The sequence below is a fragment of the Halorubrum sp. C191 genome (genome assembly GCF_002727095.1).
Lineage (GTDB): Archaea > Halobacteriota > Halobacteria > Halobacteriales > Haloferacaceae > Halorubrum > Halorubrum ezzemoulense.
This window is the reverse complement of record NZ_NHNZ01000059.1, coordinates 1-22,290: the sequence shown is the minus strand read 5'-3', so window position 1 is coordinate 22,290 and position 22,290 is coordinate 1. Positions and strand designations below refer to the sequence as shown.

At 69.4% G+C, this 22,290-nt stretch carries 21 protein-coding genes and 2 tRNA genes; 17 read left to right on the top strand and 6 right to left on the bottom strand.

Annotation, left to right across the window (positions count from 1 at the left end; all coding sequences use genetic code 11):
• Positions 1–36 precede the first annotated feature (36 nt).
• The gene (locus Z052_RS05415; RefSeq protein ID WP_089308172.1) at positions 37–1,728 is read right to left on the bottom strand and encodes an ABC transporter substrate-binding protein; all 1,692 of its coding nucleotides are present in this window, start codon (positions 1,726–1,728) and stop codon (positions 37–39) included.
• Between the two features lie 232 nt (positions 1,729–1,960).
• Here Z052_RS05415 and Z052_RS05410 point away from each other — a divergent pair, with 232 nt between their 5' ends.
• Positions 1,961–3,619 carry a gamma-glutamyltransferase family protein gene (locus Z052_RS05410; RefSeq protein ID WP_094521071.1) on the top strand — a complete coding sequence of 553 codons (1,659 nt, stop codon included), beginning with the start codon at positions 1,961–1,963 and terminating at the stop codon, positions 3,617–3,619.
• A 275-nt stretch (positions 3,620–3,894) separates the two neighbouring features.
• Positions 3,895–5,268, top strand: a complete 1,374-nt coding sequence (locus Z052_RS05405; protein WP_086215608.1) for an ABC transporter substrate-binding protein — start codon at positions 3,895–3,897, stop codon at positions 5,266–5,268.
• Positions 5,269–5,458: 190 nt separating this feature from the next.
• On the opposite strand, the gene Z052_RS05400 is transcribed toward Z052_RS05405, so the two are convergent.
• Positions 5,459–5,529, bottom strand: a tRNA-Gly gene (locus tag Z052_RS05400).
• A gap of 98 nt (positions 5,530–5,627) precedes the next feature.
• Complete coding sequence (locus Z052_RS05395) at positions 5,628–6,335, bottom strand: enoyl-CoA hydratase/isomerase family protein (RefSeq protein ID WP_094521072.1); 708 nt, start codon at positions 6,333–6,335, stop codon at positions 5,628–5,630.
• Positions 6,336–6,394: 59 nt separating this feature from the next.
• Between Z052_RS05395 and Z052_RS05390 the strand changes: the two genes are divergently transcribed.
• Both Z052_RS05390 and Z052_RS05385 read left to right on the top strand, forming a co-directional pair.
• Positions 6,395–7,057: a hypothetical protein gene (locus Z052_RS05390; RefSeq protein ID WP_049931667.1), complete on the top strand. Its 663-nt coding sequence runs from the start codon at positions 6,395–6,397 to the stop codon at positions 7,055–7,057.
• 98 nt (positions 7,058–7,155) lie between these two features.
• Positions 7,156–7,227 (top strand) — tRNA-Thr (locus tag Z052_RS05385).
• A gap of 19 nt (positions 7,228–7,246) precedes the next feature.
• Here the strand turns inward: Z052_RS05385 and Z052_RS05380 are convergent.
• A complete protein-coding gene (locus tag Z052_RS05380) occupies positions 7,247–7,663 on the bottom strand; it encodes a dual specificity protein phosphatase (protein ID WP_086215611.1) in 417 nt (138 codons plus the stop codon).
• Between the two features lie 148 nt (positions 7,664–7,811).
• Here Z052_RS05380 and Z052_RS05375 point away from each other — a divergent pair, with 148 nt between their 5' ends.
• The 7 genes from Z052_RS05375 to Z052_RS05345 all read left to right on the top strand — a co-directional run bounded on the left by Z052_RS05375 (position 7,812) and on the right by Z052_RS05345 (position 15,484).
• Positions 7,812–8,813 carry a hypothetical protein gene (locus Z052_RS05375; protein ID WP_094521073.1) on the top strand — a complete coding sequence of 334 codons (1,002 nt, stop codon included), beginning with the start codon at positions 7,812–7,814 and terminating at the stop codon, positions 8,811–8,813.
• A gap of 96 nt (positions 8,814–8,909) precedes the next feature.
• Complete coding sequence (gene lipA / locus Z052_RS05370; protein WP_094521074.1) at positions 8,910–9,848, top strand: lipoyl synthase; 939 nt, start codon at positions 8,910–8,912, stop codon at positions 9,846–9,848.
• A 121-nt stretch (positions 9,849–9,969) separates the two neighbouring features.
• Positions 9,970–11,091, top strand: coding sequence for a branched-chain amino acid ABC transporter permease (locus tag Z052_RS05365; protein WP_049931671.1), 1,122 nt, complete (start codon positions 9,970–9,972; stop codon positions 11,089–11,091).
• On the top strand, positions 11,088–12,437 hold the full coding sequence (locus Z052_RS05360) for a branched-chain amino acid ABC transporter permease (protein ID WP_049931673.1): 1,350 nt from the start codon (positions 11,088–11,090) through the stop codon (positions 12,435–12,437). The genes Z052_RS05365 and Z052_RS05360 overlap by 4 nt, the downstream gene beginning before the upstream one ends.
• Entirely contained in the window at positions 12,430–13,383 is a 954-nt protein-coding gene (locus tag Z052_RS05355; protein WP_094521075.1) for an ABC transporter ATP-binding protein, read from the top strand. Before Z052_RS05360 ends, Z052_RS05355 begins: the two co-directional genes overlap by 8 nt.
• Entirely contained in the window at positions 13,380–14,201 is an 822-nt protein-coding gene (locus Z052_RS05350) for an ABC transporter ATP-binding protein (protein WP_176455110.1), read from the top strand. The genes Z052_RS05355 and Z052_RS05350 overlap by 4 nt, the downstream gene beginning before the upstream one ends.
• Positions 14,202–14,317: 116 nt before the next feature.
• The gene (locus tag Z052_RS05345) at positions 14,318–15,484 is read left to right on the top strand and encodes an inorganic phosphate transporter (protein ID WP_049931675.1); all 1,167 of its coding nucleotides are present in this window, start codon (positions 14,318–14,320) and stop codon (positions 15,482–15,484) included.
• Positions 15,485–15,513: 29 nt separating this feature from the next.
• On the opposite strand, the gene Z052_RS05340 is transcribed toward Z052_RS05345, so the two are convergent.
• Complete coding sequence (locus tag Z052_RS05340; protein ID WP_049931676.1) at positions 15,514–16,167, bottom strand: undecaprenyl diphosphate synthase family protein; 654 nt, start codon at positions 16,165–16,167, stop codon at positions 15,514–15,516.
• A gap of 79 nt (positions 16,168–16,246) precedes the next feature.
• Between Z052_RS05340 and Z052_RS05335 the strand changes: the two genes are divergently transcribed.
• From Z052_RS05335 to Z052_RS05310, 6 genes are all read left to right on the top strand, one after another.
• Positions 16,247–16,810, top strand: coding sequence for a hypothetical protein (locus Z052_RS05335; RefSeq protein WP_049931677.1), 564 nt, complete (start codon positions 16,247–16,249; stop codon positions 16,808–16,810).
• A 61-nt stretch (positions 16,811–16,871) separates the two neighbouring features.
• On the top strand, positions 16,872–17,342 hold the full coding sequence (locus Z052_RS05330) for a DUF5812 family protein (RefSeq protein ID WP_094521077.1): 471 nt from the start codon (positions 16,872–16,874) through the stop codon (positions 17,340–17,342).
• 82 nt (positions 17,343–17,424) lie between these two features.
• The gene (gene secF / locus Z052_RS05325) at positions 17,425–18,309 is read left to right on the top strand and encodes a protein translocase subunit SecF (RefSeq protein ID WP_049931679.1); all 885 of its coding nucleotides are present in this window, start codon (positions 17,425–17,427) and stop codon (positions 18,307–18,309) included.
• Positions 18,309–19,901 carry a preprotein translocase subunit SecD gene (locus Z052_RS05320; protein WP_094495501.1) on the top strand — a complete coding sequence of 531 codons (1,593 nt, stop codon included), beginning with the start codon at positions 18,309–18,311 and terminating at the stop codon, positions 19,899–19,901. The genes secF and Z052_RS05320 overlap by 1 nt, the downstream gene beginning before the upstream one ends.
• 180 nt (positions 19,902–20,081) lie before the next feature.
• Positions 20,082–20,786, top strand: coding sequence for a metal-dependent transcriptional regulator (locus Z052_RS05315; protein WP_094495500.1), 705 nt, complete (start codon positions 20,082–20,084; stop codon positions 20,784–20,786).
• Complete coding sequence (locus Z052_RS05310; RefSeq protein ID WP_049931682.1) at positions 20,783–21,484, top strand: TMEM165/GDT1 family protein; 702 nt, start codon at positions 20,783–20,785, stop codon at positions 21,482–21,484. The genes Z052_RS05315 and Z052_RS05310 overlap by 4 nt, the downstream gene beginning before the upstream one ends.
• Positions 21,485–21,515: 31 nt before the next feature.
• Here the strand turns inward: Z052_RS05310 and rnhB are convergent, their stop codons facing one another.
• Positions 21,516–22,223, bottom strand: coding sequence for a ribonuclease HII (rnhB, locus tag Z052_RS05305; protein WP_094521078.1), 708 nt, complete (start codon positions 22,221–22,223; stop codon positions 21,516–21,518).
• Positions 22,224–22,290 lie beyond the last annotated feature (67 nt).

Below are 22,290 nucleotides of genomic sequence, written 5' to 3'. Positions count from 1 at the left end.
GGGTGAATTGAGGGCGCTATCGGATGTTTGAGACCGTTACTCCGCCGGGTACACGATCTCGTCGAGGTGCGGCTTGTACAGCGTGTTGTACCGGTTGCTCGCGTTCGGGTGCGGGCTCCACTGGTCGACAGACTCGACGTTGGCCGGGTTGAGCACGTCGATCACGTCGCCGGTCCACATGTTCGCCATCGGGACCTCCTGCGCGACGAGCTCTTGGATGTCCTGGTAGATCGGGAGTCGCTCCTCGGCGCCGAGGGTCGTCTGCCCCTCGGTGATCAGCGAGTCCATCTCCTCGTTCTCGTAGAGGTTCCAGTTGAATCCGTCGGGGACGTGCTGGCTGGAGTGGAGCAGCTGGTTGATGTGGCCGTCCGGGTCGGAGCCGCCCGTCCAGCCGATGCCGACGACGTCGGTGCTGGCCGCGGCGCCCTCGGGGTCGAGCAGGAACGGGACGAGGTCGTCGAAGGCGCGGACGTCGAGCTCCGCGTTGAAGTACTCGGTCTCGTCCATCGTCTGCTGGATGATCTCCATCCACCGCTCGCGGGTCCGGTTGACGTTGGTGATGAAGGAGACGTCGAACGGCGCCTCGATGCCCTCCTCCTCGAACGCCTCGCCGATGAGCCGGAGGCCCTCCTCCTCGTCCTGGCCGACGTACTCGTCGAGGAGGTTCTGCTCGTGCTCGGGGTCCCAGAACGCTCCGAGACCGGGGCTGATCGGGCCGGCGAGCTCCGTCGCATAGCCGCCGAAGACGGCCTCGATGACGTCGGACTTCGGGAGTAACCGGGTCATCCCGCGGCGGAGCTTCTCGTTGGTGAACGGGCTCTGGTTGACCGGATAGGTGATGAAGTCGAACCCGACGGCGCTGCCGGTGACGACCTCGCCGGTCTGGTTCTCCCACTGGTCGAGCTCGAAGGGCGCCGCGTTGTCGATCATGTCGAGCTCGCCGGCGGCCATCGCCTCCTCCTGCGAGACCTGCTCTGGGATGACCCGGATCGTGACCCGGTCCCACGGCGCCGTGCCGGGGTAGTCGTCGCCGTCGTACCAGTAGTCGTCGTAGGGGACGAGGACGGCTCGGTCCTCGGCCGAGAACTCCTCCAGCTCCCACGGTCCGGTACCGAGGGTCTGCTCGGTGAACGAGTGGTCGTCCTGTTCCGGGCTTTCGCTGATCGCGTCGGTCTTGCTCGTGAGGATCGGGACCGCGGCGAGGTCGTTCAAGAACGGCGCGTGCGGGTCGGTCGAGGTGATTTCGACCTCGTAGTCGCCGAGTATCTCGACGTTCTCGATGAAGGAGACATCGGCGTCGTTCGTCGTGCCGCTCGTCCGGTTGATGGAGAACTGAACGTCCTCGGCGGTGAACTCGTCGCCGTTATGGAACGTGACCCCCTCGCGGAGCTGGAACCGGAACGTGGTGTCGTCGACCTGCTCGTAGCTGGAGGCGAGTTCGCCCCGGAACTCGGAGTAGTCGAACGTCAGCGCGACCAACCGCTCGTAGGCCATGGTGCCGACGACGGAGTTGGAGGTCGCGTCCGTGATGATCGTCGGGTCGAACGTGCCCGGGTTCGCAGCCGCCGACGCGACGAACTCGTTCGTGCCGTCGCCGCCGTCGGACCCGTCGCCGCCGTCGCCGCCGACACAACCTGCGAGGCCGACGACGCTCGCACCGCCCATTGCGGCGAGAACCCGTCGGCGAGTCGCTGCCGATTTTGTCTGTCCGTTGTCAGAGTGAGACATACCAACACGTACACGTCGGTCGTTAAAAACTATTCTATTCAGTACATCAGGTCGTCATCCGTACAGTAATTGACCGATTCGGTGACAATTGGACGTATTGACATGATCGTTCACTATTGTCTGGCGAAGCGCGACCGAGCCCCGCCTTCCGGTGGCAGATCGTTCGGTCGGGAGCGAACAGACCGGATAGATCCGGATCGATGTTTATGTGCCGGGCGACCGGATCGAGAGTATGGATCCGGACTTAGACCGATTCACCTCGCGGCGGTCGACCGTGTACGGCGAGCGCGGCGTGGTGGCGACAAGCCAGCCGCTCGCGAGCCAGGCGGGGATCGAGGTGTTACGCGAGGGGGGCAACGCGTTCGACGCGGCGGTCGCGACCGCCGCCGCGCTCAACGTCGTCGAGCCGACCTCAACCGGGCTCGGCGGCGACGTGTTCGCGCTGTACCGGACCGCCGACGGCGAGGTCGGCGCGATGCGCTCCTGCGGCGGCGCGCCCGCCGACGCGACGATCGAAAGTGTGCGGGCGGCGCTCGCCGAGGACGACGACGCCGACTCCTACTACCCGGACGACGGCGGCTACGCGGTCGACGACGCCGGCGAGGCCGAGATGCCGTTCTACGGGCCGCACGCGGTCACCGTCCCGGGGACGGCCCGCGGCTGGGAGGCGACCGTTGAGAAGCTGGGTCGGCTCACGCTCGCCGACGCGCTCGCACCGGCGATCCGGTACGCGACCGAGGGGTACCCGGTGTCCGAGGTGATCGCCTCCTACTGGGCGAGCGCCGACGCGCTGTTCACCGACGACCATGCCCGCGAGGCGTTCCTGTTCGACGGCGAGCCGCCGGCCGTCGGCCAGACGGTGACGCTCCCGCGGCTCGGCGAGTCGATGGAGACGATCGCAGAGGAGGGCGCGGACGCCGTCTACGAGGGCGAGATCGCCGAGGCGATCGCCGACGAGGTCCAGTCGCAGGGCGGGTTCATGACCGTCGACGACCTCGCCGAGTTCGAGGTCGAGTGGCCGGAGCCGATGTCGACGACGTACAACGGCGCCGAGGTGTACGAGCTACCGCCGAACAATCAGGGGCTCATCGCGCTGGAGGCGCTCAACGTCGCCGCCGAACTGGGCGCGGGCGAGCACGACTACGACTCTCCCGAGCGCATCCACTACTTCGCCGAGGCATTGAAGCGAGCCTTCCACGACGGCCACCGCTACATCACCGACCCGGAGTACGAGGAGATCCCCCCGCTCGCGTCGGCCGACTGGGCCGCCGAGCGCGCCGCCCGCGTCGGCGAGACCGCCTCGCACGACGTCTCCTTCGGGGTGCCGAACGCGAACGCGGAGGACGCCGACACCGTGCTGCTCACGGTCGCCGACGACGCCGGGAACGTCGTCTCCTACATCAACTCGCGGTTCGCCGGCTTCGGCTCCGGGCTCGTCGCGGGCGACACCGGCATCGCCCTCCAGAACCGCGGGGCCTCGTTCTCGCTCGACCCGGACCACCCGAACAGCCTCGAACCAGGCAAGCGCCCCTTCCACACCCTCATCCCTGGCGTGGTCCGGTTCGACGAGGACGACTGGGCGGCGTTCGGCGTGATGGGCGGGTACATGCAGCCGCAGGGCCACGTCCAGGTGATCTCGAATCTGGTCGACTACGATATGCCCCTCCAGCGCGCGCTCGACGAGCCGCGGTGGCGCTACCGCGAGGGCGGCGAACTCGCGCTCGAACCTCACTTCGACGACGACGCCGCAGCCAAACTGGTCCGGAAGGATCACGACGTGCGGACGCTTTCGCCGGTCATGTTCGGCGGCGCGCAGATCGCTCGCAACCGCGACGGGGTCCTCTCGGCCGCCACCGAACCCCGGAAGGACGGGAACGCGCAGGGGTACTGAGCCGACGGGTGGCGGCGAGGTGCGGTCGAGTCCCCGTCGCCACGGCGGCCGATCCCGGTTCGACGGGGCGTCCCGTTCGCGTTCCGTCAGGCGCCCCCGACCACCTATCAGCGAGCGGGAACGACCCGCGTTTCCGGTCGCCGCCGGTCCAGCCCGAGACGCACCGTAAGCCTCCCAGACCGCGAGAGGAGCCGTCTGAATCCGGGGAGTTCGCGGGTGTGGTATTTGTGGTCGTGGATACACTTATAATGGCTCGCATGGTATTCGCTCGCAGGATGAAGCGAAGAATCCAGCGACGCGACGTACTCAAGGGCGCCGGCGCGGTCGGCATCGCGGGGCTCGCCGGTTGCTCGACGGAGAGCGGCGACGGGTCCGACGGAGACGACGGCGGCGACGGGATGGACGGGGACGACGGCTCCGACGGGTCCGACGGCGGCGACCAGAGCAACGTCCCGGACGCCGTGATGGTCGTCGGGTTCCCGCAGTCCGGTATCCAGCTGTTCCGCGACTTCTACTCGGACTTCGCCGACAGCGCGCCCGACCTCGACATCATCGTCCCCGACGGGCTGATCGACAGCGACCTGCCCGGCGAGGTCGACAACGACATGAACAACGTCATCGGCACCGCGCCCTCGGCCGGCGGTCCCGGCGCGGAGTTCTTCACCGAGTCGTATCAGGAGGAGTACGGCGAGGAGCCGGGCGTGTTCACGGCGCAGGCGTACGACGCGATGGCGGTCGAGATCCTCGCGGCGACCGCCGCGGGCGAGAACAGCGGCGAGGCGATCCGCGACCGCGTCCGGACCGTCGCTAATCCCGGCGGCGACGAGTTCGGCCCCGCGGACCTCCCCGAGGCCGTCGAGACGGTCGCCGCCGGCGATCCGGTCCACTACGTGGGCGCGTCCTCGGGCGTCAACTTCGACGTCAACGGCGATATCGCCACCGCCGCGTACGACATCGTCGACTTCCAAGACGGCGAACTCGTCACCCTCGACACCGTCGAGTTCGGCAACGAACTCTCCGAGGAGGACCGGAACGCGACCGCCGCGGACCCGGTCGGCGTCGACTCGTTCACCGCGCGAATCGGCGTGTTGATGCCGGAGACGGGTGATCTCGGTCCGCTCGGCGTCCCGATCCGCGACGGCGCCCTGCTCGCGGCGACGCAGGTCAACGACGCGGGGATCAACGTCGACGTCGAGACCCGAGTTGAGGACACGCAGACGGACCCGCAGGCCGGTATCTCGGGCGCGAACGCCATCGTCAACGCGGGCTACGGCGCCGTCGTGGGCCCGGCGTCGTCGAACGTTAACCTCCAGGTCTCGGACCAGGTGTTCATCCCGAACGGCGTCGTCGGCATCTCGCCGTCCTCGACCGACCCGAACGTGACCGATCTGGAGGACAACGACTACATCTTCCGGACCGCGCCCTCCGACCTGCTTCAGGGGCCCGCGATGGCCGACCTCGCCGTCAGCGACACGGTCGGCGCGGCGAGTTCGGGGACGCTGTACCTCAACGACGCCTACGGCCAGTCGCTGGAGGAGTCGTACGTGAACGCCTTCGAGGAGCGCGACGGGACGATTACCGAGCGCGTCTCGTTCGAGCCGAACCAGGCGACGTACACCAGCCAGTGGTCGAGCGTGCTGAACCAGTAGGAACCTCGACGGAGACCCGTTCCGGTTTTTCGCACGTGAACCGCGCCGGCCGGTTCTAAGAGAGTTGAACCGCAACTGATAGCATTCAAATCTCTCTCGGTAGTTTCCTCGCTTCGCTCAGAAAATACACCGGCCGGGACTCCCGCAAATGAAGCGAGCGGGAGTCAGGCCGGGGCACGATCGCAGGAAGTGCACCGGCCGAGATTTGAACTCGGGTTGCAACCATGGCAAGGTTGCGTGATACCACTACACTACCGGTGCGTGCTTCGCACTCGTCTCTTGTTTAGAGACTCACTTAAGTCTTTGAGATCGAGACTGCCGGGCGACGTGGACGGTGCGGTGACGCCGCGGCGGCCACCTCACCGCTCGCGCTGTCGCGCGATCTCGTCGGCGTGGGCGTCGTGAAGGTCGGCGAACGCCGCGGCCTCCGCGCGCTCCTGTGCCCCGTCGTCCCGACGGTCGCGGAGCCGGCGCTTGATCGCCGCCAGCGCGTCGGCCTCGCCCGCCGCTATCTCGTCGGCCACCGATCTGGGGTCGTGGACGACGCGCGAGACAAGCCCGGTCCGGAGGGCGGCCTCTGCGTCGAGTACCCGTCCCGAGAGCGCGACGTCGAGCGCCTCCCCCTCGCCCATCACCCGCGGTAGTCGCACCGTTCCGCCCCACGCGCCGAACAGACCGAGGGAGACCCCCGGCTCGGCGAACGTCGCCCGCGGCGTCGCGACGCGCACGTCCGCCGCCAGCGCCAGTTCGACGCCGCCGCCGCGGGCGGGACCGTCGACCCCGCAGACGACGGCCGACGGCGAGTCCTCGATCGCGGCGGCCACGCGCTGGCCCCGCCGCGCGAACGTCTCCGGGTCGTCGAGCGCCGCGACCGCGTCGAGGTCGGCGCCGGCGCAGAAGGCGTCGCCCGCGCCGCGGAGGTACGTCACCGGCGCCCGGGGGCCGGCCGCGGGCGGTTCGAAGGCCTCGCGCAAGGCGGTCAGGTCGGCGGGGCGCAGCGCGTTGCGCGCTTCGGGGCGGTCGAGCGTGACGACGCGCACGTCGCCGTCGGTTCGGGTTCGGATCACGGGACGGAATCCCGTTCGTTTCCAAAGGTCTTTGCCCTTCGCTCGTCTACCAGTTACCAATGGACGATGCCGCGCGAGCGCGTGACGCCGCGCGCGAGGCGCTCGCGGACGTCGAGCCCGAACAGCTCCGCGAGGCCCTCGACGCGCGAATCGGCGAGGCGGCGGTGACCCCCGGCGTGCTGGCGCTGGTCACCGCTCGCGCGCTCGACCCCGACGTCGAGCTCGGCGACGTGACCGATCGCGCCGCCGGCGTACAGCTCATCTACGAGGGGTTGCGGCTCACCCGTACGGTGGCCCGCGAGGAGCCGTGGGTGACCGCGCCGACCGCCGCCGACATCGACGCGGACATGGACATCCTCGCTGCCGACGTGCTCGTCTCCCGCGGCTTCTCGCTCCTAGCGTGTACCGACGCCGCCCGCCCCGCGGTCGACGTGGTGCGCGCGTTCGGCCGCGACCAGACGCTCCGCGACCGCGAGGGGACGGACGCCGAGACGGCGGTCGGGCTCGACCGCAACCTGGAGGTCGACGCGCTGGAACTCGCCGTCGTCGCCGGGACCACGGCGGTCGGCGGCGACCCGCCCGAGGAACTCCTCGCGTACGCCCGCGACCTCGCGGCCGACTGCGACGGCGAGTTCCCGCCCGCGGGCCGGGCGCTACCTGAGACGACCGCCGACCGTATCGCCGATATCTCGGATCGCGCCGTCAGCGCGACCGATCGGTGACCGGATCGGGGACGACGCCGGAACCGGTCCCGATTCCCGGACGTCGCGCCCGCGGATCGAAACCCATAAAGTCGAATCCGGTCAACAACTGAGTGCGTGCCTGGGTAGCTTAGCGGTAAAGCGCGTCCTTGGTAAGGACGAGACCCCGAGTTCAAATCTCGGCCTAGGCTCTTCCTGCGACCTCGCCGCTCATTCGCTACCTTCGGTTACGAACGTCGCCGCCCGCCGGACCAGCGCGTCGTGCGGGTCGACTTCGGATCGCCGCGCGAGCACCTGCTCGAACGCCTCGTCGAGGCCCCTGTCCGTCAGTCGCGCCATCGCCGCCGCGGCGACCGCCGGGCTGCGGGAGGCGCCGGCCGAGCAGTGAACCAGGACGCGCTGTCCGGCCTCGCGCCGCTCCACGACCGTCTCCGCGGCGGCGGCGAACGCCTCGTACTCGTTTCGCGGCCCGTCCGTCATCGGCGCGTCGACGCGAGCGACGGCGCCGGTGTCCGGGTCGTCGTACGTCAGCGACACGACGGCGTCGACGCCGCGGCGCCGGAGCAGCGACTCGTCTTCGGCGTCCGACATCGTCCCCACGAGGAGCCCGGGGGCGACCTCATCCATTTTTACACACGCCGTTGGCCGGCCGTTCGGACGCGACCGAATTAAACGCACCTCGTTCGCGGCGCGGTTTATCCGACGACCGACGGCGGTCGGGAGCTCGCCGCCAGTACGCAGTTCCTTTATTTCCCGTCGCCGACCGACACGCCACATGGGCAAACACGAGCGCGGCTGGGTCGAGGCCACGGAGAAGCTGACGGCGCAGCTCGCGAACGGCGCGGAGCCGGACGCCGACCTCGAAGAGCGGGGGCGACCCGATCTCGGCGAGGCGCTCGCCGACCGGCTCCGGAGCGACTTCCCCGACCTGACCGCGGTTCGCCACGCCGGCAACTCCTACGACTCGCTGGGCGATCTGATCGTCGAGTCGCCCGACGGGGAGACGTTCGTCGAGGCCAAGTTCGTCGCGAGCGGCGGCACGCGGGCGAACCTCGGGCAGGACACGCTGACGCAGTTCGGGCTCTTCGAGGACGCGACGGCGTGGAGCGACTTCCGCGAGGGGATCGGGTTCCCCGAGGACCGCGAGGCGCTCCTTCGCGAGTTCGACGGCTACCCGGACGACGTCCGCGACTGGTCGTACAAGTCGGCGGTGTACGACCGCGCGAAACACCTCAAGAACGTCCTCGACGTCTCGCGGGGGCAGAACACGGGGTCGCGGGCGGACGAGGTCCTCGCGGACTCGGACGCGACGGAGGGAGAGCGCGAGGCGGCCCGGATCGTCAACGCGATCCTCGACCTCGACCGCGAGGAGAAACTCGCGTACTTCGACCACCTCCGCGAGGCCGAGCAGAACCCGCGCAACGTCGAGACGTTCGCGCACCTGATCGTCTGCGGCTACCACACCGCCGACGCGCTCGAAGCACACTTCGACGACGATCTTGAAGAGATCAAGCGGCTGCTCGAAGCCGACGCCTACCGCCTCTACGAGGTGAACAGGAACAGCGGGACGGTGTCGGTCGAGAACCCCTCGGAACTGCTCGCCGGGTTCGACTGGCGGGACACCCGCGTCGAGATTCCGGAAGACGGGACCTCCGTGAGCGTGGTGACGGGACCGCCGGGCGACCGGCGGCGCGTGCTGAACATCGCGTACAACTGGAAGAACAAGTTCCAAGGGATCCAGACGCCGTCGATGAACGTGTTTGTCCCGGAGGCGTGAGCCGGGGCGGTCCCGAGGCGTGAACCCGCGGTCGGCGAGACCCCGGGCCGCCTCGGCGACCCGCATCCTTTTGCGCTCGGACGCTAAGGATCATCCATGTCACGCGGCCGCCGGAAGCCGGACTGGCTGAAGTCGCGCCCGCCGTCCGGGAGTCGGTTCACGGAGATCAAGTCCACCCTCCGCGAGCACGACCTCCACACGGTCTGCGAGGAGGCGAACTGCCCGAACATGGGCGAGTGCTGGTCGGGGAACGACGGCCCGGGCACGGCGACGTTCATGCTGATGGGCGACCGCTGCTCGCGCGGCTGTAACTTCTGCGACGTCGAGACGGGCGGGATGGAGCCGCTCGACCCGGACGAGCCCACCAACGTCGCGGACGCGGTCGCGGAGATCGGGTTAGACTACGTCGTCCTCACGTCCGTCGACCGCGACGACCTCGCCGACGGCGGGTCGGCGCACTTCGCCGAGACGATCCGGGCGATCAAGCGCCGCGACCCCGAGATCCTCGTCGAGACGCTCATCCCGGACTTCCAGGGCGACCCGGAAGCGATCGATCGCATCATCGACGCCGGGCCGGACGTGATCGCCCACAACGTCGAGACGGTCGAGCGCCTCCAGTGGCCGGTCCGGGACCGCCGCGCGAACTACGAGCAGTCGCTCGCCGTCCTCGATCGGGTCGACAAGAGGTCCGACATCCACACCAAGACGAGCCTCATGCTCGGCGTCGGCGAGTACGACCACGAGGTGTACCGGACGCTCGGCGACCTCCGCGAGGTCGGCGTCGACGTGGTCACCTTCGGCCAGTACCTCCAGCCCTCGCGCTCGCACCTCGACGTGTTCGAGTACGTCCACCCCGACATCTTCGAGACGTGGCGGCGGGTCGCCGAGGAGGAGTTCGACTTCCTCTACTGCGCGTCGGGCGCGATGGTCCGGTCGTCGTACAAGGCCGGCGAGCTGTTCGTCGAGGCGCTGTTGCGCGAGGGCCGCTCGCCGGAGGCGGCGCGGCGTCGGGCGCGGGCCGCGGGCGGCGACTGAGGCCGCGTTCGGGACGCGGTGGGGGGTGACAGCTGTCAGGCGCTTTCGAGGTATCGATGTTTGTCCGAACAGCGAGTTATTTACCGCTCGGTGACCCACCCTGTGTCAGTGAGACGTACACATGGGAACAACTGACTCGTCGATCGTCGACGCGGCGCGGGCTCGGCCGGGGCTTCTCTTCGTCGTCCTCCTTGCGGGCCTGCTCCTCGTCGACCTCGCGGCGAAGCTCGCGGGTGTCGGCCTCGGCCCGATAGGAGGGTCGCTCTCCGTCGACCGGCTCGGCTCGAACCTCTGGAACGGGGTCGTGATCGGCCTCGTGATCGGGCTCGCGGGGATCGGCCTCTCGATGACGTACAGCATCCTCTCGTTCGCAAACTTCTCGCACGGTGACCTCGTCAGCGTCGGCGCGTTCTCCGGGTGGGGCGTCGCGTTCCTGATCGCCGGCCTCGGCGACATCCCGGTCCGCGCGCTCCTGACGGTCCGCGACGCCGGGAACGCCTCGCCGGGCGACATCGGCGCGCACATCCTCACGACGCCGGGCGCGATCCTCGTCGGACTGGTCGCGGCGTTCGTCGTCACGGCGCTGCTCGCGGTGGCGCTCGACCGCGCGTTCTACAAGCCGATGCGGGATCGCGACGGGATCTCCCTGCTCATCGCCTCTATCGGCGCAGCGCTCATCGTCCGTTACCTGCTCCAGTTCGGGTACGGCTCCGACCGGCGCGGCGTGACCGCCAGCGTCGACGCGTCGAACCTCGCGTTCGACCCGCTCGGGCTCTCGGTGAACGCGCACGAGCTCACCATCCTCGTGGCCGCGGTCGGACTGATGCTCGCGATGCACGGCATGCTCCAGCACACGAAGCTCGGCACCGCGATGCGGGCGATGGCCGACAACAAGGACCTCGCGCTCATCACCGGCATCCCGGCCGAGCGCGTCGTCACCGCCACGTGGATCATCGGCGGCGGGCTCGCGGGGGCGTCCGGCTACCTCTACGTGCTGCTCCGCGGGACGATCCAGTTCGACTTCGGCTGGCTCCTCCTGCTCCTCATCTTCGCGGCCGTGATCCTCGGGGGGATCGGCTCGGTGTACGGCGCCATCGTCGGCGGCCTCGTCATCGGCGTCGTGTTCACCACCTCGACGATCTGGATCCCCTCCGACTTCAACCAGGCCGCCGCGTTCGCCGTGATGATCCTGATGCTGTTGTTGCGCCCAGAGGGACTGTTCGGCGGGGTGACGACCGCATGAGCGACGCCGACGCACCCGGCGGCTCCGCCTCCGGGCCGTCCGCGGGCGGGTCGGAGGCGCCCGAGAGCGCGACGGCGGCGCTGGTCGAGGCCGCCCGCGAGAGCGACCTCGGGCTCGTGGTCGGGACGCTGCTCGCGATCTACGCCGCGGCGACGCTGCTGACGTTCACCGACGGGCTCAACAGCGTCGTCGGACTCCTAGAGACGCTGACGTTCCTCGGGCTCGTCTACGCGCTCACCGCGCTCGCGTTGAACCTCCAGTGGGGGTACACCGGCCTCTTCAACATCGGCGTCGCCGGGTTCATGGCCGTCGGCGTGTACACGATGGGAATGGTCGTCCGTTCGCCGGACCCCGCCTTCGGGCCGCCCGGGCTCGGACTGCCGCTCCCGGTCGGCATCGTCGCCGGAATGGGCATGGCGGCGCTGCTCGGCGGGGTCGCCGCCCTGCCGGCGCTGCGACTCAAGGCCGACTACCTCGCCATCGTGACGCTCGGCCTCTCGGAAATCGTCCGCCTGTCGCTCCAGTCGAGCGCCTTCGACAACTTCCTGCGCGACACGATCGGCGCCGGAACGGGCGGGGGTCGCGGGATGGGGATGCCGGACAACCCGGTCCGCGACCTGTTCCTCGTCGACGGGCAGGCGGGGACGCCGACCGCGTTCGGCGACCTCGTCTTCGGCGTCTTCGGGAGCGATGGCCTCGGCATCTCGCAGCCGATCCTCATCGGGTGGGGGTACATCGCCGTCCTCGCCGCCTTCCTCGTCGGCTTCTACCTCCTGCTCGAACGCCTCGGCCGCTCGCCGTTCGGCCGGACAATGAAGGCGATCCGGGAGGACGAGCTCGTCGCCGACTCGCTCGGCAAGGACGTGAACCTCGTGAAGATCAAGGTGTTCGTCATCGGCTGCGCGCTGATGGGGCTCGCTGGCATCCTCTGGTTCGGCAGCCAGGGCAACGTCTCGCCGACGCCGCAGTTCCGGCCGCTCCTCACCTTCTACGTGTTCATCGCGGTGATAATCGGCGGGTCGGGGTCGAACACCGGCTCCGTCCTCGGCGGGATCGTCTTCGCGGCGGTACTGTTCGAGGGGCCCCGCCGCGTCGGCGGGACGGTCCGGGGACTCATCGACGCGCAGACGCCGCCGTCGTTCGCCGACGCGGTCGCCTCGCTGGACCCGGTGACGTTCCTCGCGTACGCGACCGAGAACGTCGCGCCGCTCCAGTTCGTCTTCCTCGGGCTGGTGCTGGTGTTCATCATCCACCGACGGCCCGAGGGGATCCTCGGCGACCGGATCGAGACGGCCGCGGCCGTCGACCTCTCCGAGCGGCCCGCCGGAGGTGAGAGCGATGAGTAGCGACGCTCCCGACCCGAGCGACTCCGCCGAGACCGACGCGGACGCGCCCAACCCGGGAGACGTCGCCGCCACCGACCCCGTCACCGCGACGGCGGACGGAACGATCGGCGAGCCCGAGGCGAACGACAGCGAGGTGGAGGAGGCGGCGAAACACGTCCCGTCGGGGTCTCCCTCGGGGACGCCCCCGCTCCGCGTGGAGGGGTTAGTCAAGCGCTTCGGCGGCGTCACCGCCGTCGACGGCGCCTCCTTCGAGGTCGATTCCGGCTCGCTGACCGGGCTCATCGGGCCGAACGGCGCAGGCAAGTCAACGACATTCAACTGTATCACCGGCGTCCACGAGCCGACCGGCGGGTCGGTGTACTTCGAGGGCGAGGAGATCACCGGCCTCAAACCGCACCAGATCGCGCGGGAGGGGCTGGTTCGGACGTTCCAGATCGCCCGCGAGCTCTCCGAGATGACCGTCTTGGAGAACCTCATGCTCGCGCCGCAGGGGCAGCTCGGCGAGTCCGCGATCCGCGCGGTGACGCCCGGGCTCCGCGGCGCCGTCGTCGAGGAGGAGACCGCGCTCCGCGAGCGGGCGTGGGAGACGCTGGAGTTCTTCGAGATCGATCACCTCGCGCACGAACACGCGGGGAACCTCTCCGGCGGACAGCGGAAGCTGCTGGAGATGGCCCGGGCGCTGATGACCGACCCCGAGATGGTGCTGCTCGACGAGCCGCTCGCCGGGGTCAACCCGACCTTAGAGGAGAAGCTCCTCGACCGGATCCACGACCTGCGCGCGGACGGCTACACCTTCCTACTCGTCGAGCACGACATGGACATCATCATGGAGAACTGCGAACGCGTCATCGTCATGCATCAGGGCAGCGTGCTCGCCGAGGGAACCGGCGACGAGATACGGAACGACGAGCGGGTCATCGAGGCGTACCTGGGTGAGGAGCTATGACGGCCGACGCAGCGGCGGACGACGCGGAGACGACAGCCGCCGAGACGGAAGCGAGCGAAGCCGGCGATTCGGACGCGACTGCCACCGCCGGCACCGACCACGCGATCGACGGCGACGCGATCCTTCGCCTGCGCGACCTCGACGCCGGGTACGGCGACCTCCAGATCCTCTCCGACGTGGTCCTCGACGTGGCCGACGGGGAGTACGTGACCGTCGTCGGGCCGAACGGCGCCGGGAAGTCGACGGTGATGAAGACCGTCTTCGGGCTCACGACCCACATGGGCGGGACCGTCGAGTTCGAGGGGGAGCCGATCCACGGGCTGGCGCCCGAACAGATCATCCGCGAGGGGGTCGGCTTCGTCCCGCAGAACGACAACGTCTTTCCCGGACTCAGCGTCCGCGAGAACCTCGAAATGGGCGCGTACATCCTCGACGAGGTGCCTGAAGACCAGATCGAGACGATCTACGACCGCTTCCCGATCCTCAGGGAGCGCAGCGAGCAGAAGGCCGGAACCCTCTCCGGCGGGCAACGGCAGATGGTCGCGATGGGGCGAGCGCTCATGCTCGACCCCGACCTCCTGCTGCTCGACGAGCCCTCGGCCGGCCTCGCCCCGGACCTCGTCTCCGACATGTTCGACCGGATCGACAGGATCAACGATGGGGGGACGGCGGTGCTGATGGTCGAGCAGAACGCGAAAGAGGCGCTGCGCCGCTGCGACCGCGGGTACGTGCTGGTGAACGGCGAGAACCGCTACACCGACCGCGGCGACGTACTGCTCGCGGACGAGGGCGTGCGACAGGACTTCCTGGGCGGGTAGCCGTCCGCCGCGTCGCACTCGTGTCAGGGGTCGGCGGCGACGCGAGGGCAGGGGGCCGGTGCCGACGCGGACGGACCCCGTCCGTTTAACAGCGCGTGCGTCGTCTGTTCTCGTATATGGTCGAAGCTCTTCTTCTCGTCGGCGTCGCGGTGGCGGCGTTCGTCGGATACAACATCGGCGGGGCGACGACGGGACCGGCGTTCGGGCCCGCGGTCGGCGCGGACGTGCTATCGAAGGCCGGCGCGGCGGGGCTGATGTCGGTGTTCTTCTTCGTCGGGGCGGGGACACTGGGCCAGCGCGTCGTCACGACGCTCGGCGAGGACCTCGTCACCGGGGCGAACGTGTTTACGCTGGAGACGAGCATCATCGTCCTCTTTTTCATCGGCGGCGCGCTGTTCGTCGGCAACTTCGCCGGCGTCCCGGCGTCGACGTCGATGACGGCGGTCGGCTCCATCGCCGGGCTTGGGATTGCGACGAACACCCTCGACTGGGCGGTGATGGGCGAGATCGCGATCTGGTGGCTCGTCGCGCCGATCATCGGGTTCTGGGTCTCGGGCGTCGTCGGCCGCTACTTCTACTCGGCGATCGACCGCTGGGTGGCGATCGAAAGCACGGAGGGTGCGCTGTTCGAGTTCGACCGGTCGGGGCCGATACCGCGCCCGACCCTCGGCCCGAACACGACCCGACGCGAGCTGACGGGAGGAGTCGTCGTCATCGCGATCGGCTGCCTGATGGCGTTCTCCTCGGGCACCTCGAACATCGCGAACGCCATCGCGCCGCTGGTCGCGCTGGACGGCGTGGAGATGACGCCGATGATCCTCCTCGGCAGCGCCGCCGTCGCGGTCGGCGCGTTCACCATCGCCCGACGGACGCTCGACACGCTCGGCAACGACATCACCGACCTCCCGCTGACGGCCGCCATCGTCGTCGCGGTCGTCTCCTCCGGGATCGTGATCAGCCTCTCCGCGGTCGGCATTCCGGCGTCGTTCGTCATCATCGCGACCATGTCGATCGTCGGGCTCGGCTGGGGGCGCGCGACCCGCACGGTGACCGTCCGACAGGGGATCAAAGGCGAGAAGGAACCGACGGTCTCCGTCGGGGCGCTGACGGCCGACGAGATGCCGGCGATCGGGGAGGGCGACGCGAGCGACGTCCCCTCGGCGTCGGACCTGTTCAACCCGGGAACGAGCGCGCGCGTCGTGCTGATGCAGAACGTCGTGCCGATCCTCTCGACGGTGGGCGCGCTGGTGACGTTCACCGCGCTCTTCGCGTTCGTCTGGTAGCGGAACTCGACGGCCGCGGTCCGAGCGCGTCAGCGGCCGAACCGGCGCTGTCGGTCCTGGAAGTCCAAGACCGCGCGGAGATACTCTCGCCTGCGGAAGTCGCGCCAGTTCACGTCGGTGAAGTAGAGCTCGGCGTACACGGACTGCCAGATTGCGAAGTCGGAGAGCCGCTCGGCGCCCGTCTTGATGACCAAGTCGGGCTCTTCGGGGAATAGCAGCCGCTCCGAGACGTCGGCCTCGTCGATGGCGTCCGGCGTGATCTCGCCGGCCGCGACGTCGTTCGCCAGTTCGCGGACGGCGCCGGCGAACTCCGCCTTACCGCCGAGGCCGACCAGTATCCGGACCGGCGCGTCGGTGTCGCCCGCGGCGGAGTCGCCGCCGAGGTCGCTTCCCGCTTCCCCCGGCGCGTCGGCGTCTGGGCCGCGGACCACCGTCTCCGCGGGGACATCGAGCCGGCGGAGCTCGCGGATCAGCGTCGGAGCCACGGCCCCGTCGAGGACGGAGACGGAGACAGTGACGCGCTCCGCGCCGTACTCGAACGCCCAGCCGATGGCCGACGACAGCGTGTCGAACGCGCCGTCGGCGAGGAGGTCCCGCTCCGTGAGGACGAGGGCGACGTGCGCCGGCGGCTCGGCGTCGTGGAGACGGTGGCGCGTCGCGAGATACGTGTCGTAGAGACCCACGTCAGGGGGATCCGGTCGCGCGTATAAATGGTTTCCCGACGACGAGGGGTTTAATTCGCTGACGCCCCTATCGGAGTCGATGGCAGACGCCTACCGCGGGGTGTTCGGCGCGATCCCGTACGCGTTCCGCGCGACCGAGTCCTGGACGATGCGGGCGTACGCCGCGCTCGGCGCGCTGGCGGCCGGGTTCGTCGCGCTCGTCGTCACTCTCGCCCTGGTCGTCTGGATGGGCGAGACCGTGTCGGCGCAAGGGGGGACGTTCCTGTTCTCGCGGTCGCTGTTCGTGGTCGCCGGGCTCGGCGCCGTCGGCCCGCTGCTCGCGCCGATACTGTTCGTCGCCCGGCGCCACCGCCGCGGCGACCGGGTCGCGGCCACGTACGACCGGTGGATGGGAGTCGCCGGCTTCCTGTTCCTGCTCTCGTTGTACCTCGGAATGGTCATCTCGGCGCCCGAGGGGCTCCGAGACCCGAGCGGCTCCGTCCTCGTCAACGCGCTGTACGCGCTCCCGCAGCTGGCGGGGTTCGTCCCGCCCGTCGCGGCCGCGCTCGCCGTCTTCGCGACGCACTTTCGACTCCGCGGCGGGACTGACGACGGCGCGGCCGTCGACGGCGACGCGTCGGGCGACGCCGGCGGGCCGGCGTGAAACGACGGCCCGCGGCCGCGGCTCGAAAGCCGGAAGTCGTCAGAGCGACTAGCCGAGCACAATGACCGACGAGAAGGAGAGCACGTTCCTCGTCACGCACGTCGAGAGCGACTCGGCGGTGCTGAAAGATGTCCACGACGGACAGGTTCACACGCTGAGCTCGAACCCCGGCCTCGACGTCGACGACGCCGTCGAGGCGACCGTCGCCCCCGACCCGCCGATGGAGGTCACCTATCAGGTGGTCGAGGTCGACGCGCGCCGCGCGCTCTCGATAGAGGAGAGCCCGGAGCCGCCGACCGTTCACGAGCGCGAACTCGCCGCGGAGACCCCGACGGGAGAGATCGCCCGGCAGGAGCGCGCGGGCGTCGGCGAGGTCCACGTGCTGACCCCGCCGGAGTCGGAGACGGAGGCGGCGGTCGCGGACGTGATCGACGACCGGGAGGGGACGCTCTCGCGCGCCGCCCGACTGGGCGTGAACCGCGTCGAGATCCGATCGGAGCCGGGCGTCGTCGCCGTGCGGTACCTCCCGTAACGCGGGGGGTTACAGCCTCGGTCGCCGCCGTCGGCCCACCAGATAAGAAGGCTTATTCGCGCCCGCGGAGGAAGCGGTATTTATGGTAGCGATCGAGGTGCCGGAAGTCAACTACACCGACTACTCGAACCGGCAGCTCGCGGCGGTGCCGCTCGCGTTTCTGGTCCTCGCGCTGGCGATCATCGGCGGCTGGGTCGTCGCCACCGGTGCGCCCGCGAACCTGGGACTGGAGTTCACCGGCGGCGTCGAGCTGCGAGTCGCGGACGACGCGAGCGGCGACGTCGAACAGCAGATCCAAACGGCCTTCGAGCGGGAGCCCGACTCGGTCCGAACGATCCCCGGCGACGACGTCGTCGTCGTCACGTTCCAGGCGTCACAGGACGATCCGGAGGGGCTCGCGAACGACCTCCAAGACCAGGCGGAGGCGGCGGGACTGACCACGACCGCGGTCGATCAGGTGTCGCCGAGCTTCGCGAGCGACACCGCGCGGACCGCCATCATCGGCGTGGCGATCGCGTTCCTCGGGATGAGCGTCCTCGTGTTCGCGCTGTTCCGGACGTTCGTCCCCTCGCTGGCGGTCGTCGCGTCCGCGTTCTCCGACCTCGTCATCCCGATCGCGGCGATGAACCTCCTCGGCATCCAGATGACGCTCGGAACGATCGCGGCGCTGCTGATGATCATCGGATACAGCGTCGACTCGGACATCCTGTTGAACGACTCCGTGCTGCGACGGACCGGCGAGTTCTACGAGTCCGTGAGCCGCGCGATGCGGACCGGGGTGACGATGACGCTCACTTCCATCGCCGCGATGGTCGTGATGGCGATCGGCGCCTCGGTGTTCGGGGTGGGGCTGCTCCGTGACATCGGGATCATCCTCGCGGTCGGGCTCTGCGCCGACCTGATGAACACGTACCTGATGAACGTCTCGCTGCTTCGCTGGTACAAGTTCGAGGGGGTGGCGCGGTAATGCTCGAACCGATCAAGAAGAACTGGCGAATCCTGCTGCTCGTCGTCGTCGTGATCGGGTCGTCCGTGGCGCTCTTCGCTCCCGGGTTCGGGCCGGAGCCGGCGCCCGGGGAGAACGTCAGCGAGGCCCAGCAGGGGGTCACGAACCTCCAGTACGGCCTCGATCTGGCGGGCGGGACGCGGGTCCGCGCGCCGCTTTCGGGATACACCGCGACGGATGTCGCGTTCGACGGTGACACGCCCGAGAGCGTCGCGGACGCGGTCGCGGCCGAACTGGACAACGCCTCCGTCCGAAACGTCGGCGTCGTTCCGGAAGAGGGCGCGGTCGAGGTGACGAAGCCGTCCGTGACGGAGTCCCAGTTCCGCACGGCAATGGACGCCGCGGGCTACGAGTACGCGGAGGTTCGGTCGGGTGTCACGCAGGAGACGCGCGACGAGACGATGAACGTCATCCAGGGGAAGATCAACGAGGCGGGCCTCTCGGGCGGCAGCGTCCAACAGATCCAGTCGATCACCGGGGAGTACTTCATCCTCGTCGAGGTGCCGGGGCAAGGCCGGCAAGAAGTGATCGACCTCCTCGAGGAGCGCGGGACCGTCCGGATCGACATCGCGTACCCGGACGGAAACGGCACCGCGGTTCAGGAGGGAACGCTGACCCAAGGCGACTTCGAGACGATCGGGACCGCGGCCCAGAGCGACCGCGGTACCGGAGCGTACGTCCCGGTCACAGTGCGCAACACCGCCGAGAGCGGCCAGTCGCCGGCGCACTCCTTCCAAGACGCCGTGGCGCAACGCGGCTTCGCCGACGCGTACCAGACGGGGGCGGACCGGTGCGGATACAACGAGGAGACCGGTGAGATAGAGAACTCGAACCCGTGTCTCCTGCTCGTCGTCGACGGCGAGGTCGTCAACTCCTTCGGGATGGACCCGGGCCTCGCGGACAGCATGGCGGCCGGCTCGTGGGCCGACACCGGGAACTTCCGGCTCACGACGGGCGAGTTCGCCGAGGCGCAGACCATTTCGCTGAACCTCCGCGCCGGCGCGCTCCCGGCCGACCTCGACATCAGCGGGGAGGGGACTTCCTCGTCCATCTCGGCCTCGCAGGGTGAGAACTTCCGGACGTACTCGCTGGTCATCGGCGTGCTCTCGGTGTTGGCGGTCGCCGGGATGGTGTTCCTCCGCTACCGCGAACCGCGCGTCGCGCTCCCGATGATCGTCACGGCGCTGACGGAGGTGTACGCCCTGCTCGGGTTCGCGGCGCTGCTCGGCTACCCGCTCGAACTCGCGGTGATCGCCGGCTTCATCGCGGTCGTCGGGACCGGTGTCGACGACCTCGTCATCATCGCCGACGAGGTGATGAGCGAGGGCGACGTGAACTCGAAAAAAGTGTTCGACTCCCGGTTCCGGCGGGCGTTCTGGGTGATCGGCGCGGCCGCGGCCACAACCATCATCGCGATGTCGCCGCTGATGGTGCTGTCGCTCGGCGACCTCTCCGGGTTCGCCATCTTCACCGTCCTCGGCGTGCTGGTCGGTGTGCTGATCACCCGGCCAGCGTACGGCGACATCCTGCGCCGCCTGCTGACGGTCAAATAAGCCGACCGACCGCGCGTCGGCGACCCCTAATTCTCGACCGGATGTGACGTTCGATCGGTTTCCGATCGCTCACAGCGACGGTTTTCGAGATCACCGTTTCGACTCGCCTCTCGTTATGCCTTTGGCAAGAACAGAAAACGCATCCGACAAACTATTAATTTAGACCGGTCAAAAACGTCTATGCCGACCGACGCCGTCGAAGATTATCTCAAGTCGATCTATCGGATCGAGTCGCGGGTGGGACCGCCCGTCTCGACCTCGCAGATCGCGGACTCGCTCGACAAGACCCCCGCGACGGTGACAAGCATGGTGGAAACGCTCGCCGACCGCGGCCTGCTCTCCCGCGAGAAGTACACGGGCGTCGAGCTCACGCCCGCGGGCGAGGTCGCCGCGCTGGAGGTCGTCCGCCGACACCGCCTCATCGAGGCGTTCCTCGCAGAGCAGCTGGACTACGAGGCGACCGAGGTCCACGACGAGGCCGACGCGCTCGAACACCACGTCAGCGAGGAGTTCACGCGTCGGGTCGAGCGCGTCCTCGACTACCCCGCCGCCGACCCGCACGGTGACCCGATCCCGCCGGCCGACCTCTCGACGCCGGAGGACGCCGGGACGACGCTCGTCGCGGCGCTGGATCCGGGCGAACGGGGAACGGTCGCCCGCGTCAGCGACCGCGACCCCGACGTGCTGGAGTTCCTCGTCGACGCCGAGATAACGCCCGGAACGACCGTCGAGGTCGTCGATATCACCTCCTTCGGGCTGGTCACCGTCCGGGCGAGCGACGGGGACGAACACGGGCTGCCGGAGGCGGTCGCGGACCGCGTGTACGTCCGCCGCGCCGCGGAGTCGACCGCCGCGACCGACGGTCAGGAGGCGGGCGACGCATGACCGGCTACGTCGAGATCGTCGCGATCGCGTTCGTGACGCAGCTCGCGGTGCTGCCGGGCGAGAAGGTACAGCTGATGATCGCCGGGCTCTCCACGCGGTACGATCCCAAGGTCGTCGTCGCGGCCGCCGGCTCGGCGTTCGCCGGGTGGACCGCCGTGGAGATCGCGTTCGGGCAGGCACTCCAGTCGGCGCTCCCGCCGGTCGTGTTGGACGCGATCACCGCGGTGTTGTTCTTCGTCTTCGCGGTCCTGCTGTACCGGTCCGCGCCGTCGCGCGGGACGACCCCGGAAGCGGAGCGCACCGACGGCGGCTTGGCCGCGTTCGACGACCTCTCGCTCCCGGGGCGGCTCGACAGGTACTCTGGGTCGCTCGGCGGCTTCTTCCCCATCTTCCTACTCACCGCGACCGGCGAGTTCGGCGACAAGACGCAGCTCGTCACCATCGGCCTGGCGGTCCAGTACGGCGCGACTTCGGCCATCTGGGCCGGCGAGATGCTCGCGATCATCCCGGTGAGCCTCGCGAACGCCTACTTCTTCCACACGTTCGCCGGCCGGGTCGACATGCGGCTCGCGCACTTCGGCTCCGCGCTGCTGTTCGCCTTCTTCGGCGCGGACACGGTGCTGGCGATCGCGACCGGCTTCTCGGTGTGGGAGACGATCGTCGGGACGCTCGGCGGGGTCATCGCCGGGCTGTTCTGAGGGCTGAGCGCCGAGCGGCTCCGGCCCGCTTTCAGAACTCGTCTAACGCCGACTGCTCGGCGGCCGCCAGCGCGTCCTCACAGGTCGCCCACGACTCGCGCGCACAGTCGGGTAGCGCCCCGTGGTCGCCGACGTACGCGGCGAGGAAGGCTCGCGTGGCCGGGTCGCTCGGGTAGCCGCTCCCGATGTCGTAGTCGGGATACGCGGCGTCGAGGTCGGCCATCGCGGCGTCGCGGACCACCTTGGCGACGACGCTCGCCGCGCCGACGACGGGGTCGTCCTCGTCGGCGCCGTGGGCGGCCGTCACGTCGACCGCGGGGTGGGCCCCATCGTCGCCGCGGGCTCCGTCCGCACCGTCGCCCTCGACGAACTCGCCGAGCCGTCGCGCGAACCGCTCCTCGCTGGTGTCGCCCGCGTCGGCGACGACGCGGACCGGTTCGGCGACGCCAGCGGGGAGGTCGGTGAGGGCGTCCCGGACCGCCAGCGCCTGACCGCGGACGGTGAGGGTGTTCATGTCGGTGTCGGGGCGGTCGATCTCGTCGGGGTCAACGCGGGCGACGCCGACGGCGACGGCCGGGTCGCCCCGGAGGGCCGCCGCTATCTCCTCGCGTCTGGCCGGCGCGACCCGCTTCGAGTCGTCCACGCCGGCGGGGAGGTCCGCCGGGTCGGCGGCGACCGCCGCCGCGACCATCGGTCCGAGCGCGGGTCCCTTGCCGGCTTCGTCGACGCCGAGGTACACGCGTCGCTGGTGGGCGTGCGGGCTGAAATACCTTCAGAAAGGCCGTGTTCATACTGTCAGCTAAATA